Source organism: Bradyrhizobium sp. (genome assembly GCF_035309285.1).
GTDB lineage: Bacteria > Pseudomonadota > Alphaproteobacteria > Rhizobiales > Xanthobacteraceae > Bradyrhizobium.
This window is the reverse complement of record NZ_DATGFH010000055.1, coordinates 22,229-35,263: the sequence shown is the minus strand read 5'-3', so window position 1 is coordinate 35,263 and position 13,035 is coordinate 22,229. Positions and strand designations below refer to the sequence as shown.

Sequence of the window (13,035 nt, the reverse complement as noted above, 5' to 3'; positions counted from 1 at the left end):
TGCCGAGGAGAACATTTCGCCAAAAGTTGCGCCGGAGATCGTGCGCCCCGACGTGATCGCGTCGCAATTGCCCGACGATGCCGTGCACCAGGGTTTGTTGGCGGAAGCCGACCCGCTGCCGACGCCCGATATCGCGACATTGACGACCGACGCAATCGTATTAGTGCTGGATCAGATCACGGACCCGCACAATGTCGGCGCGATCCTGCGCTCGGCGGCGGCCTTTTCGGTGAAGGCGATCGTCACCACCGCGCGCCACAGCCCGGAGGCGACCGGGGTCCTTGCCAAAGCCGCATCCGGCGCATTGGAGCTGGTGCCGCTCGTGACCGTGCAAAATCTCGCGCGTGCGCTGACGCGGCTGAACGAGCGCGGCTTCATGACGGTCGGACTCGATAGCGCGGGCAGCGAAAATCTTTCCGCGCTCGCGCTGAAGGAGCCGTTGGCGCTGGTGCTCGGCGCCGAAGGCAAGGGCTTGCGACAATTGACGCGCGAGACTTGCAGTGCCGTGGCGCGGCTCGACATGCCCGGCGAGATCAAGAGCCTTAACGTCTCCAACGCCGCCGTGCTCGCGCTTTACATCGGCGCGACGCGGCTCGCTCTGATGGATTGAGCGCCGAAAAGCAAAGCGCCCGCTCGCGTTTCGCGAACGGGCGCCGCTTGCTTCAACCAAGGAAGCGATCAGTAGTAGCGGCGCACCAGCGGGCGGCCGTAATAGTAGCCCTGGTGGCCCCAGTAGTGGCGATAGGCATAGCGACGCGGCATGTAGCCGTAGCGATAGCCATAGTGGTAGCGGTGGTAATGCGGACGGTAGTAATGGCGATAGCCATAGCCGTAGGTCGGAGCGGCATATGGCAGTGCGTCTTCCTGGTAGGCCGGAGCCGGGGCGAACGCGCCGGGGCCGGAATAGGTCGGGCCCTGGTTCACGTAATAGTACTGGGTCGTCGGCTCGGCGAGCCGATCGTAGGCCCAGGTGTTGCCGCAGACGCCGCAGCCGCTCGAATACATATAGCCGTAGCTGGGCGTATAGGCGTAGGCCGGCGCGTAGCTATAGCCATAGACCGGCGCATAGCTGGCGCAAGGGCTGTAGCCGCAGGCCATTGCGGGCGCAGCGCCCGCCGTCATCACGGCGAAAGCCGCGACCAATCCCTTAATCGTATGACGCATTACTCACTCTCCTGTTAGACCAGTTTTTTGGTCTGCAACTCTTCTGGTTTAGTTTGGCATTCTCTCAGGCTTGCGGCGGAAGTCCTGCGGCGGACCTGAGAAGTCGTGCGGCCTGCGGTCGTCGCCATCTGGGGGCGCCATGATCACAGGCGGCGGATAGAGCGGAACGTCCGGCTGCGTGGTCGGCGACGTCGCAGGCGTCGGCCACGACTGCACGGACCAGGATTCATGATAGCTCTCGGCCGGCTTCGGCAGCTTGCGATTGGGCGGCGGCTCGATCTCGAGACGGCCATAGGCCGGCTTCAAACCCAGTGTCGGGTAATAATGGCCGACGGCCGGTTCAGGCGGCACGACGCGCCCGCCATAGATGGTCGGCTGGTTGTTCACACCCTTGCCAAGGCCATAGCCGCCTTCGAGCACAGCATAGGAAACATCGATGCCATTGATGATGATCGGCACGCCGGGGCGGCCGGGAACGACGATGTCAAAGCCTTCGGCATACGCCGAAGCCGAAAGTCCTATCAAGAAGGTCAGAGCCAATTGAAGGCGCATGCATCCAGTGTCCGAATTGGGCTGCACCCAATCTAACGGAACGAACAATACCAAGGGTTAAGAACGCCCGTGAAACTTCCGGTAAGCCTAACGCGTCCGCCGTTTACCTGTCTTAATGCCGCCGGTCGCGGTCACCAGCCGTTAACGTGTGTAAGCATCTGACGTCAGCCAGGCGTGATCGCGACAATCGTGTGAGCGCCGATCGCGACGGTGACGATGCCACCAGCCGCCTGCTCAAGGTGCCGAACTCAAATCACAGCAAAGAGGCGGCCCCGAAGGGCGGCCATCTCGTGATCGTCGAGCCAATCGCGACTGCGTTGCTCAGCCTCTGCAACTGCGCAGATAGCTCGTCCGCGCATCCCGCTCCTGACCGGCGGCGGTGAAGGATGCACCGCGACACCAATTGTAGTGAATGTTGAAATCGGAAGACCAGCGCGGGCCTTGCATGCCGCCGATGCAGCCGGGATTCGCCAGTCCGCCACGCACCTGATTGAGAGCAGCTTGCGAATATTGCCGGCAGAAAGCCGGATCGGCCGCGCGGGCCGCAGTCATTACTGAACAGGACCCAACAACGATAAAACAAACGCCGACCGCAAATGTCTTGATCATTTCATTCTCCCCAGCCGATTCGGAGTGGTTCCAGCTTTGCCCCCACGCCCGGCAAATGCAACCGATCGGCAATCCTGATGCCGCGTTGACGGGCGCCCACAGCCTGCCATAAACAGGCGCGTCAGGAAGCGTTAGCCGGCATCTGCTAGTAGTCGGCACGTCCGCGATCAGCTAAAGCGATCATCGAAAGACTTTCAGCGGCCAGCGCCGGCTTAGCTCAGCGGTAGAGCAGCGGTTTTGTAAACCGAAGGTCGGGAGTTCAATCCTCTCAGCCGGCACCATCCGTATTTCCTGCGACGAATTTTCTTGCGCGCGGTCGCCAACTCCACTTGGGTCAGAGATGACCATGCAAAAGGCCACCAACTTGGGCGGGCTCAATCGTCCCAGACAATCTCTCCGCACCGGCATCGAAACAGGCGAAACGTCCTGCCGTGGCGGGGGTCAAGTATCTCGATGAAGAGACGAAGCTCCTCGGCGCATCTCGCACAAAATACGCGGTTGCTTGCGCGGGCGTCATTGCCCGAGCGGTTACTTGGATCGGCGTGATCCATGATGTGCTGTCCCGGCTGCGCGTACACCCCCGGCCGCCAAGCGCGGGCGCGACTATGACCCGTCATCCGATTCGGTGCGTTATCCTGTGTTAAGATGCCCACTTCTCCTTGGCAGCGTCCGTTTGCGTCCGCCCATATTTCAAAGCCAACGATATCAACGGGTTGTCAGCCAAAGATCGAGTGGAACATTTGGCCGGTGCCCTGTGTCCGCGAATTTCGGGGGCAGGCATGAACGCAACACACTGGTGGAAATTTACGAGCTTCGTGCTCGTGCTCCTGTTCGCACCCCCCGCCCATTCCGCCGACTTCTATAGCGAAGGTCTGCGCATTCCGATGGCTGCAGCCGGCGCGCGCGGGCTGGAAGCGTTCCTGATGCGCCCGGCGGCTTCCGGACAATATCCGCTGGCGCTCATCAGCCATGGCACGCCACGCAACGTCGACGACCGCGCCGGCATGACGGCGCAAGGCTATCGCGCGATCGCGTATGAATTCGCGCGGCGCGGCTTTGCCGCGCTCGCGGTGCTGCGCCGTGGCTACGGCACCTCGCCCGGCGGCCTCGTCGACAGCTACGGCTCGTGCAGTCGCCCCGATTATCGCGACGCGCTTGCCGTCTCGGTCGCCGATCTCAAGGCCGCGATCGCGGCGATGGGCAAGCGCAGCGATGTCACGACGCGGGGCATGATCGCAATCGGCCATTCCGCCGGAGGGCTCGCGACCGTTGGGCTCACCGCACAGGCGCCGCCGGGCCTCGCTGCCGCGATCAGCTTCGCCGGCGGCCGCGGCTCGGCGCGCGCAGGCATGGTGTGCGGCGACAAGCCATTGGTCGATCTCTTCCGTCAGCTCGGCACAACCTCGCGCGTGCCGATGCTGTGGGTGTATGCGAAGAATGATGGCTTCTTCCCGCCCGACCTGGCGCACCGGTTTCGCGATGCGTTTGCGGGCAGCGGTGGCAAGGTGACGTTCATCGATGCTCCTCGCTTCGGCAAGGACGGCCATTTCCTGTTCTCGGGTTCAAGCGCTGCGACGTGGACACCCTATGTCGACGATTTCCTGCATGCGCAAAACCTGCAGTATCAGATATCGGTGGACGCCCTGCCCGTGCCGCCACAGCTTGGCGCGAACGGCAAGGACGCCTTTGCACAGTATCTCGGCCACGCCCCGCACAAGGCCTTTGCGGTGGCTCCCGACGGCTCATTCGGCTGGCGATCAAGCAGGCGGACAGCTGCGGACGCCGAGCGCGAAGCGCTGGAAGCCTGCACCCGGAACGCCACGCGTTGCAGTATCTACGCCGTCGACGACGCGCTCTCGCGGTGAGGGAACAACCGGCGTCTTGCCCGGTTTTCTTGCCATGCGCATCCGCGAAGAAAACCGCAACATGGTGCTGCTCGCGACGGTCACGCTGTTCACCGCCGCCTTTGCCGGCATCATGGCGCTGATTAACCCTCCGCCGGCGCCGGCCGAGAGCAGGCCCGCCTACCTCGCCGACCAGACACCGGTACGCGTCGTCGGCGGCGCGCCATTCGTGCCAAACGTCAATCCGCGCGAGCACCGGTAACACCACACCGGGCACGTGCCCGGCACAGTGCGCAAGCCGTGACCGTTATGTCACGTATCAACCAAAACTGACATTTCTCCACGCAAGCCGATGGCTCTGCTCTTGATTCCGCACCGCGCGAGACCGACCTTTTTGCTCGGCTGAGGTGGCTCATGAGCTGGATGAAAGACCGCGACGCGCTGATCGCGCAAACCATGGCCTTTGTGCAATCGGTGACGGGCCGCAAGGAAGAGGCCGGCCGTACGAGCATGCCGTTTGGGCCGCCTTCCGCTGAAGCCGCCGTGATGGAAGCGCTGGAGCTGACGCCGCCGAAGGCGAAGCCGCCCGTGCTCGAGCCGGTCCGCACCGCCGCGTCACCTCCGCCGCTTCCCGCGGACACTCTCGGCCGCTTCAGGACGCAGGGCGAGTTGGCGAACGAAATCCGCGCCCGGATCGCGAGCTTCCGCGCACATCAGGAGCGCTTCAACCGCGAGCGCGACGAATATTTCGCGGCAACGCTGGCAAGACTGCGCGCCGCCATCAAGGACGCGTCGCCGCCGCAGCCAGGCAAATAGCTTTTTCATTTGCGGGGAATCGCCGCGGAGGTGCTTCGCGTTTGCCGCGTGGGAACTGCGTCGGCGCGCTGCGGGGCTTTGCCGGACTTCACATATCGAGGAATCTCCTGGTTCGATCAGATGGGTACGCGGCCATCTCGAGAAATGACGCTTGTCGCAAACAATTAGCGTTGACTAATTAATTAGTACTCGCTAATGTCTTTGCCATGATCCAGACCGCCACCATCGACACCGTCATGCGCGCGCTCGCCGACCCCACCCGGCGAGCCGTGTTTGAACGCATCGCCAACGCCGACGAGCTCACGGTGGTGGAGTTGACGAAGGGGAGCGGCGTCACCCAGGGCGCCATCTCCCAGCACCTCAAATCGTTGAGACAGGCGGGCCTGGTCGCCGAGCGCCCCGAGGGCCGAAACGTCTATTATCGCGCAGAGCCCGAAGGCCTCGCGCCGCTGGTCGACTGGATGACCCACTACGGCGCCTTCTGGCGCAAGCGGTTCGGCGACCTACGCACTCTCCTCAAGGAAATCGATCCATGAACCACGCTGCATTGAAATCCGAAACGCAGGACATCGCCGTTGACGAGGTCTTCCCGCATCAGCCCGAGACGATCTGGAAAGCGCTGACGACAGGCGAACTGATTGGCCGCTGGATGATGGCGCCGACGGGATTCGAGCCGGTGGAAGGCAATCGCTTCACGTTCAAGACGAAGCCGGCCGGCGCCTGGGACGGCACCATTTACTGCGAGGTGCTCGAGGTTGTGCCGAACGAACGCTTCGCCTATGCCTGGAAAGGTGGCCACGAGGCAAATGTCGGCTACGGATCGCGGCTCGATACCGTCGTCACGTTCACGCTTTCCCGCGTCCAGGACGGAACGCGCCTTCGCCTTGTCCATTCGGGCTTCGTCCTGCCCAAGAACGACACTGCCTTCCAGAACATGAGCGACGGCTGGCCGAAAGTTTTCCGAAACCTCCGCGTCGCCGCCGGCGAGCGACACTGACGCGATCGCAAAGACGGCATCGAGCGAGCGCGCTCGATGCCCCGACATATCGTGGCTCAACAGGGCCTTGTAACAGGAGAGAAGACATGAGCGAGGCATTTACCGGCGGCTGCGCGTGCGGTGCGATCCGTTATGAAATCTCAGCCGAACCGCTGGTGATGACCGACTGCCAGTGTCGTGACTGTCAGCGGAAAAGCGGCACCGGGCACGGATCCTATCTGACCTTCGCCGGCAAGAAGAGCGTGAAGCTCGAAGGCGACGCCAGGCATTGGGACATCGTTGCCGATAGCGGCAACATCAAGACCCGCGCCTTCTGCCCAACCTGCGGGTCGCCGGTGTATATGACCTTCAAGGCCATGCCGGACCTGTTCACCGTGCACGCCGCGAGCCTTGACGATCCCAGCCGATACAAGCCGCAAATGGTTTTTTACGGCGTGCGCGGCTACGCGTGGGACAAGGTCGATCCAGCGCTGCCGAAATTCGACGGGATGCCACCGGCATGAAATGAATCAGGCGATGGCCGCGATCTGGTCCAGCACCGGCAGCAGGTAGTTCAAGAAGGCTTCAGGGTTCTCGCTCATCGGGAAATGCCCGAGCCCCTTCATGATGGTGACGTGGCTGCCGGCAATGCTGTTGGCCACGGCCATCGTTTCCTCCGGCGTGCAGGAATAATCATATTCGCCGGACAGCAGGAACAGCGGGCAGCGCCTGGTGTCGATCCGGCCGACACGATCGCGGATATCGCCGTCGATCTTATAGAAATAGAGATCACCCTTGAACACGCCGGGCCCGCCTTGCATGTAGTGCCACAGTGTCTCCCAGCGCTCCGTCTCCGGCGCATCCGGTCCGACCAGGCCGGAAACGATCGCACCGCAGACCTCGCCGCCATGCACGTCCGGCCGGTGCAGGAAATTCAGGTCGTAGTAGGGATCGACATGCGCGCCCGCCTGCAGGCCAATGATGGCGCGGAACGCTTGCGGGTGCTCCAGCGCCAGATGCAGCGCGATCCGTCCGCCGATCGAGCAGCCCATCACAATCGGTTTGTCGAGCCCGAGCGCCGACATCACGGACAGGATCATGGTCGTGTATTGCGCCGAGGTGAGCTGGTACTCCTCGTTATGCCAGCCCGCGGGCGGTGAGGATTTGCCGTGCCAGGGCATGTCGAAGGTGATGACGCGATGGCGCGACGTCACGCGCGCATCGTTCATCAGCGCCCGGTACTGGCGGCCGTCGCTGCCGGCCGTATGCAGGCAGAGCAGCGGTCTGCCCTCGCCCGCCTCCTCGACATAAATCCGGTGCGGCCGGCCGAACAGCTCGAAATGCATGTAGCGGCCGACGATCGGCTCGAACTTCGCGCTCATGCGGCGCCTCCCGCAGCCGGCCGGAGCTTTGCCAGCGCTTCCTTGAAGTAGCGTAGATGCGCCATGAACACCTGAAGATCGCCTTCGGCCCTGAGCGTCTTGCGCCTGACCAGCGCCATCAGGTCGTTCGAGCCCGGCGGCGGCTTGGCCAGAAAGAATTTCTGCCACTCGCCTTCGCTCGCGCGCAGCGCAAAGGACGAAGATGGCATTACGAATGGCCCGCGCGTCACCGAGACGATCTTGCCCTCGAAGATCGAGATCAGCCAGGACGTGTCGCCGGACTGAATGAGAAAAGTCGTGGTGAGATAGCGCCCGCGCCGGACCAAACCGGCATCCGCATTAACCCGCTCCTTGAGCGCTTCGAGCATTCGGCCCCTCCTCTCGCGTTTCTCAATGCAAGATCAGGGGAACAGCGGCCGCGTCAATCGCCGCCCTTCAAAGCCACGCGCATACCAGCACGACGTTGGCTGCACAGGCGACCAGAAGCCCCACCGCGAGGGTAAGCTGCGTGCGTTCGCAGAAGGTTTGCGGGCTCGTTTCCATGGCCGGAACCATCCGGCGATTCTAGCTCGGGAGTCCCAGGGATTCTTTTTTCTGGGATTCACCTCCCGTTTACGACTCAGGCGACCCCGCCAAATGGGCCCAAATCGGCCGGATTCCGCCCCCACTTGGCCGCTTTGCCACCGCAACCGAACCCCATCCCACAGCGTTGACTTCGAGGACTTGAGGGGAGGCCCTTCTTTGATGCCCTACGCGCTGTTTTCCAGCGACGCCAAGCTGAGCAAGGCCTATCCGACAGAAGCCGATGTCTGGAAATTCGCCCGCCTTAGCGGGCTCGTCATCGACGTCGCCACCGACGATGACAAGACTGCGCCGCATCCCGTGCTCGACAATGACTATGAAATCCGGCCCTGCCTGGCTGAGCCGGACGAGGACCCCGCCATAAACAAGGCGGAAGCCGAGCGGATTGCAGGTAAGGAGCCGCAATTCACAAAGAACGATGATGAGTTTGCAGCTTATCCCATCCGGGAAGGCCGAGCTGTTCGACAGACTTCCTTTCGAACAGGTCCGCCCTCTTTACGGGGTCGCCACGGCGAGCGAGGCCTGCTCCGCGGATAGCTCCACGCAGACGCGCCTGCGATGCAGCCCGCGGATCGCGCCGATCACCTTCAAAACCTTGCCCGCGGGACAGGAGGAGGCTTGCACGTAAGCAACTTCATAGGGAGCGAGCGCGAGGGGTTCGGATTTGAGGATGGTTTGGGCAGAGCACGGAAGCGCAACCGCGCAAGAGATCAGCAAAGACACAAAGATACGCATGTTTGTTGTCCAGCAGCCGGCGCGACAATAATAGCTGCGCTGCGTGACAAGTTTCATGTCCGCTTGGAATTATTTTTCAGGCAACGCCGCGACAAGAAAAAGGCCGACGTTGCGCCGGCCTTTTTGAAACGCAGCAAGTCGTCTGGCGTCGCTCAGTATTTGGCGGCGACCGGTCCGCCCCAGCCGAAGCGATAGTTCACGCCGACCTTGACGGTATGATCGTCGTCGCGGAAGCGCGAGCCGACGATTGCAGCCGGGCCCCCGGTGAAGGTGGTGCTGCCGAAATTGTAGTACTGGTACTCGGCCTTTGCCGACCAGTTCGGAGCGAACATGTATTCAAGGCCCGCGCCGACGGTCCAGCCGTTCTGGTGATTGCCGTCGGTCGTGAAAGCCGCCGGGGTGCCGGCCGTGGTGAAGGCGATGTTCGGGTTGTCGCGCCAGGCGTAGCCGCCCTTGGCATAGAGCAGACCCGGACCCCAAGTGTAGCCGACCCGGCCGGTCACGGAGCCGAGCTGGTCGTTCCTGGCCGTGATCACGGTGCCGCCCGGAAAGTTGACGCCGGTGGTGTTGCGGTTGAGCCAGCTATACTGCGCCTCGATACCCATCACGCCGTTGGTCGCGAATTGATAGTCGAAGCCGCCCTGCACGCCGCCCATGAAGCGGCCATCGCTGCCCGTGAGGCTGTTGTTGCCGGCAAAGGCGCCGCCGACATGGCCGCCGATGTAGAAGCCGGTCCAGTTGTAGATCACCGCCGGCGCGGAGTAGACGGGAGGAGCTTTGGTATAGGTGCGCGCCGGCATGTCGGCCGCCAGCGCGGGGCTTGCAAGGGCGGTCAAAGCGGCTGCGCTAAGCAATAGTCTCTTCATCGGAATTCCCCATTCACTCGGCGGCGAGATCAACCAACAAATTGGCTTCAATTTGGTTGCCTCGCGGCGAAGCGGGAGTCGCGCTGCCGCAAATGTGACGACGAGGAACCGGCAGCCGCGGCGATCCGCTTGCGGGAGCCGAACCGGCCGATTCCGGACGATTTCCGCTCATCAAGGAGTCGAACCCGCCCTTCGGATGGTTCACGTCTCCCCGAAAAGTGATCGCGGTTAAGATGTCGCAGCGATCAACGCTGCATGTTTTGCAGTTCCGGAAACGGTGCATAAACCGCTCCGGCACATTCGTCGCTGCCATCAGGCAGGACGCGGTCGAGCCGGCCATCGACGAAGAGAATCGCGCGCTCGCGCGGCTCGCGATAGCTGCCGTCGGACTGGCGCTCGGAAAAGCGCAGGCAGCTGACATAGCGTACCCTGCCGCCAACCGTGCGCTGGGCCGGCTCGGCCATGACGGCATCGTGCACGCCGACGGGGTTGTTGAGATAGGTGTGCATGAACGCCAGGATTTCGGGCTTGTAGTCGCTCGGAAAAGGCTGGGGCTTGTCGTCGCTCGGAAAAAACGATGACGCGCTGATGTCATCGGTCTCGCAGGCGGCAAGCAGGAGCGGCAGCAGCAAAACCGCAAGGTATCTTGCTGATGCCCGCGCCCGCATCTTGTTTCCGAAAGGTCCCCTGCCCATCCCGTCATCGGTATTAGACTGTCCTTGCGGGTAAAGGAAACAGCAATTCGTCGTGAGCGGAGACGGCTCCGGCCCGCCCTGCAACCGGGGAGAGGATTGCGGGCGGGCCGGCCTTTCCGCCGGCGCGGCGGGGGCAATGTGTGGAACGAACCGCGCCGAGCAGATCGGGATCAGCCGCGCTTGGTCGTGGTGGGCGCGGCGCGCTTGACGCTGACCTTGGCGTTGTGGGCGGGCTTCGCATGGCGCTGATAGTGACGCACAACCTTGCGGTGATGCTTGCTCTTCTTGGTATTGACCGCACTGCCCTTGGCCGGGGTCGTCGCGGCCGGGGTAGCCTCGGTCTGCGTGGTCGTCTTGCTCACAGGGACTTGCGTCGTCTTGGTCGTCGCGGCGAAGGCCGGAGCGGCGAGAACCGAGGCGGCAAGCAGGGCTGCGGAAATCGTCTTGAACATGGTGGTCTCCTCTTGGCGGGGATCTCGGAGGTATCGGCTGATGACCGGTCCCGTCGATCATGACGACAACCCTATGCACCCCGCACTGAACCCACCCTGAAACGATGAATCAGACTGCGTTCATCTGCGTGACGATCTGTTCATATTCGGCCGCGCGATGGGGCCGGCCGGCGGCGAAAATGGGCTTTCCGCGCGGGCCGCGATCCCGGGAATATTTCGGACTCAGCGATGTTCAAGTCGGCGGGATAAAGTGTAGGATCGATCTCGGCCGCGTGCGACGCTGGGCCGGAATCCAATCGGGAGAAAGATGCATGAGCAAGTTTTCAAGCAAGTTCCTGCCATTGGCCTTGTTGTCGGCGACGCTGGCGGCGGCGCCCGTGATTTCGGCCTATGCCTCCAGCGACGACCAGAATCCGAAGCCCGCTCCGACCACTCACAAGGGCAAGAAGGGCAAGAAGAGCTCGAGCATCGACAGCCCGAAATTCCTGGCCGGCTATCACGCCGCCTATGCGACGATCTACAGCCGCCACGATTACGCCGACGCGATCGATCAGCTCAAGGCCCTCGGACACGACGACCGCGCCGACGTCGCCAATCTGCTCGGCTATTCCTACCGCAAGCTCGGCGACTACAAGCTCGCCCAGGTCTGGTATGAGCGCGCGCTGAAGGCCGACCCGGATCACGTACGGACCTGGCAGTATTACGGCCTGTGGCAGCTCGAGCAGGGCAACCGCGAGCAGGCCGAATATCACCTGCGGAAGATCGCCGAGCTCGCCGGCAAGGACAGCCCCGACTATCGCTCGCTCGCCGCAGCGCTGGAGCAGCCGCCGGGCACCGCCCTCGTCTATTGAGACGTTCGCTCAGGCGCGTTGCGCCGAACCATCGGCATGACACCGGCACAACCTCAAAAGGTTGTGCCGGCTTTGTTATGTCGGGTAGCATTGCACGACTTGCGGGGTTCTGGTGCAGCGATGGAAGCATGGTTAGGTTCGGCGGCCGACTACGTCGCCGATTGGCTCGAATTTCAACTGATGGTGTCGCAGCAACCGGGCGTCATCATCGCAATCACCCATCGCGGCGAGGTCATTGCCGAACACGCCTTCGGGTTTGCCAATCTCGACACAAGCGAGAAGCTGACGCCGCGCCACCGTTTCCGCATCGCCTCGCATTCCAAAGCCTTCAGCGCCGCCGGCGTCCTGAAGCTGCGCGAACAGCGCAAGCTGCGCCTCGACGACGCGATCGGAGACTATATCAACGGCCTGCACCCGGGCGTCGCCGCGCAGACCATCGCGCAAGTGCTTTCACACAGCGCCGGCCTCACCCGCGACGGCGCCGATTCCGGTCAATTCATCGACAGCCGACCCTATCTCACGGCGGCTGAAGTCCTTGCCGAGCTGAAATCGCCGCCCGCGATTGCGCCCAACACGCGTTTCAAATATTCCAACCACGGCTTCGCGCTGGTGGGGCTTCTGATTGAAGCCGTCACCAGCGAGCCCTACGAGACCTGGATCAAGCGCGAGATCGTCGATGCCGCCGGCTTGCGCGAGACGGTCCCGAACATGCCGCTTGCGAAAGGCACGCCGTTCGCGCGCGGTCACACCCGGCTTTTTCCCGCAGGCAGGCGGTTCGTCATTCCCGGCGACAATCCGGCCAACGCGATGAATTCGGCCGCCGGCTTTGTTGCGACCGCCGCAGACACCGCGCGCTTTTTCGCGCAGCTTGCGCCGAACGCGAAGACGAGCGTGCTCTCTGTCGCGAGCCGCCGCGAGATGACGCGCCGGCATCGCCGCATTCCCCAGAGCATCGAAGCCCATTACGGCCTTGGCGTTGCCGCCGGCACCAGCGAAGGTTTTGACTGGTTCGGCCATGGCGGTGGCTTTCAGGGCTACCTCTCGCGCACCGCGGTGCTGCCGGACTGCGAGGTCGGCATCAGCATCCTCAGCAACTCGATCGATGGCGCTGCCCCCTTCTGGATGGACGGCTGCCTGCATATCCTGCGCACCTTCAAGACGCACGGTGCTCCCGCGCGGCGCCTCAACGACTGGCGCGGGCGCTGGTGGACGGTCTGGTACGCGCTTGACCTCGTGCCGATGGGAGACCGGATCCTGGTCGGCAATCCGCACATGATGAGCCCGTTCATGGATGCGACCGAGATCGAGATCACCGGCCGCGACAAGGGCCGCATCACCGCGGCGGCAGGCTATGCGAGCTTTGGCGAAGAGGTACGCCGCTCGCGCAACAAGCGGGGCGAGGTCACCGACATCTGGCTCGCCGGCGCCAACGCCAAGCCCGGGAAAGTGGTGGGGCGCGAGATGGAGCGCAGATACGGCATAGCGAAGCCGCGGGCGCGGACGTAGGCGCC

Annotated in this window: 17 protein-coding genes, 1 tRNA gene and 1 pseudogene; 11 read left to right on the top strand and 8 right to left on the bottom strand. The window is 63.1% G+C overall.

Going from position 1 to position 13,035, the window contains the following annotated elements:
- Nucleotides 1-610, top strand: a 610-nt coding sequence (locus tag VKR55_RS11195; RefSeq protein ID WP_324402853.1) for a TrmH family RNA methyltransferase, incomplete at its 5' end; no start/stop codon positions are given.
- Between the two features lie 68 nt (nucleotides 611-678).
- Here the strand turns inward: VKR55_RS11195 and VKR55_RS11190 are convergent.
- The 3 genes from VKR55_RS11190 to VKR55_RS11180 all read right to left on the bottom strand — a co-directional run bounded on the left by VKR55_RS11190 (nucleotide 679) and on the right by VKR55_RS11180 (nucleotide 2,325).
- Nucleotides 679-1,164 (bottom strand): hypothetical protein, encoded by a 486-nt coding sequence (locus tag VKR55_RS11190; protein ID WP_324402851.1) that lies wholly within the window; start codon nucleotides 1,162-1,164, stop codon nucleotides 679-681.
- Between the two features lie 48 nt (nucleotides 1,165-1,212).
- Nucleotides 1,213-1,716 (bottom strand): hypothetical protein, encoded by a 504-nt coding sequence (locus VKR55_RS11185; RefSeq protein ID WP_324402848.1) that lies wholly within the window; start codon nucleotides 1,714-1,716, stop codon nucleotides 1,213-1,215.
- Between the two features lie 321 nt (nucleotides 1,717-2,037).
- A complete protein-coding gene (locus VKR55_RS11180) occupies nucleotides 2,038-2,325 on the bottom strand; it encodes a hypothetical protein (RefSeq protein ID WP_324402846.1) in 288 nt (95 codons plus the stop codon).
- A gap of 206 nt (nucleotides 2,326-2,531) precedes the next feature.
- On the opposite strand from VKR55_RS11180, the gene VKR55_RS11175 reads away from it, so the two are divergent.
- The 7 genes from VKR55_RS11175 (at nucleotide 2,532) to VKR55_RS11145 (ending at nucleotide 6,485) form a co-directional block, all read left to right on the top strand.
- Nucleotides 2,532-2,606, top strand: a tRNA-Thr gene (locus tag VKR55_RS11175).
- A gap of 498 nt (nucleotides 2,607-3,104) precedes the next feature.
- Nucleotides 3,105-4,190, top strand: coding sequence for an alpha/beta hydrolase family protein (locus VKR55_RS11170; RefSeq protein WP_324402844.1), 1,086 nt, complete (start codon nucleotides 3,105-3,107; stop codon nucleotides 4,188-4,190).
- A gap of 16 nt (nucleotides 4,191-4,206) precedes the next feature.
- Entirely contained in the window at nucleotides 4,207-4,431 is a 225-nt protein-coding gene (locus VKR55_RS11165) for a hypothetical protein (RefSeq protein ID WP_324402842.1), read from the top strand.
- A 152-nt stretch (nucleotides 4,432-4,583) separates the two neighbouring features.
- Nucleotides 4,584-4,985 (top strand): hypothetical protein, encoded by a 402-nt coding sequence (locus VKR55_RS11160; RefSeq protein WP_324402840.1) that lies wholly within the window; start codon nucleotides 4,584-4,586, stop codon nucleotides 4,983-4,985.
- Nucleotides 4,986-5,191: 206 nt separating this feature from the next.
- A complete protein-coding gene (locus VKR55_RS11155) occupies nucleotides 5,192-5,521 on the top strand; it encodes an ArsR/SmtB family transcription factor (RefSeq protein WP_324402838.1) in 330 nt (109 codons plus the stop codon).
- Nucleotides 5,518-5,982, top strand: a complete 465-nt coding sequence (locus VKR55_RS11150) for an SRPBCC family protein (RefSeq protein WP_324402836.1) — start codon at nucleotides 5,518-5,520, stop codon at nucleotides 5,980-5,982. Before VKR55_RS11155 ends, VKR55_RS11150 begins: the two co-directional genes overlap by 4 nt.
- Before the next feature lie 86 nt (nucleotides 5,983-6,068).
- Entirely contained in the window at nucleotides 6,069-6,485 is a 417-nt protein-coding gene (locus tag VKR55_RS11145; RefSeq protein WP_324402834.1) for a GFA family protein, read from the top strand.
- A gap of 6 nt (nucleotides 6,486-6,491) precedes the next feature.
- Here VKR55_RS11145 and VKR55_RS11140 read toward each other — a convergent pair whose 3' ends face one another.
- Both VKR55_RS11140 and VKR55_RS11135 read right to left on the bottom strand, forming a co-directional pair.
- Entirely contained in the window at nucleotides 6,492-7,343 is an 852-nt protein-coding gene (locus VKR55_RS11140) for an alpha/beta fold hydrolase (protein WP_324402832.1), read from the bottom strand.
- Nucleotides 7,340-7,711 carry a hypothetical protein gene (locus tag VKR55_RS11135; RefSeq protein ID WP_324402830.1) on the bottom strand — a complete coding sequence of 124 codons (372 nt, stop codon included), beginning with the start codon at nucleotides 7,709-7,711 and terminating at the stop codon, nucleotides 7,340-7,342. The genes VKR55_RS11140 and VKR55_RS11135 overlap by 4 nt, the downstream gene beginning before the upstream one ends.
- Before the next feature lie 376 nt (nucleotides 7,712-8,087).
- On the opposite strand from VKR55_RS11135, the pseudogene VKR55_RS11130 reads away from it, so the two are divergent.
- A pseudogene (locus VKR55_RS11130) lies at nucleotides 8,088-8,309 on the top strand (hypothetical protein); the annotation flags it as partial.
- A gap of 503 nt (nucleotides 8,310-8,812) precedes the next feature.
- On the opposite strand, the gene VKR55_RS11125 reads toward VKR55_RS11130, so the two are convergent.
- The 3 genes from VKR55_RS11125 to VKR55_RS11115 all read right to left on the bottom strand — a co-directional run bounded on the left by VKR55_RS11125 (nucleotide 8,813) and on the right by VKR55_RS11115 (nucleotide 10,673).
- Nucleotides 8,813-9,526 carry an outer membrane protein gene (locus tag VKR55_RS11125; RefSeq protein WP_324402828.1) on the bottom strand — a complete coding sequence of 238 codons (714 nt, stop codon included), beginning with the start codon at nucleotides 9,524-9,526 and terminating at the stop codon, nucleotides 8,813-8,815.
- A gap of 245 nt (nucleotides 9,527-9,771) precedes the next feature.
- Complete coding sequence (locus tag VKR55_RS11120; protein ID WP_324402826.1) at nucleotides 9,772-10,158, bottom strand: hypothetical protein; 387 nt, start codon at nucleotides 10,156-10,158, stop codon at nucleotides 9,772-9,774.
- Between the two features lie 233 nt (nucleotides 10,159-10,391).
- Nucleotides 10,392-10,673 carry a His-rich protein BRANT gene (locus tag VKR55_RS11115; RefSeq protein ID WP_324402824.1) on the bottom strand — a complete coding sequence of 94 codons (282 nt, stop codon included), beginning with the start codon at nucleotides 10,671-10,673 and terminating at the stop codon, nucleotides 10,392-10,394.
- Between the two features lie 311 nt (nucleotides 10,674-10,984).
- Between VKR55_RS11115 and VKR55_RS11110 the strand changes: the two genes are divergently transcribed.
- The gene (locus VKR55_RS11110; protein WP_324402822.1) at nucleotides 10,985-11,524 is read left to right on the top strand and encodes a tetratricopeptide repeat protein; all 540 of its coding nucleotides are present in this window, start codon (nucleotides 10,985-10,987) and stop codon (nucleotides 11,522-11,524) included.
- Nucleotides 11,525-11,644: 120 nt separating this feature from the next.
- Nucleotides 11,645-13,030 carry a serine hydrolase domain-containing protein gene (locus VKR55_RS11105; protein ID WP_324402820.1) on the top strand — a complete coding sequence of 462 codons (1,386 nt, stop codon included), beginning with the start codon at nucleotides 11,645-11,647 and terminating at the stop codon, nucleotides 13,028-13,030.
- Nucleotides 13,031-13,035: the final 5 nt, after the last annotated feature.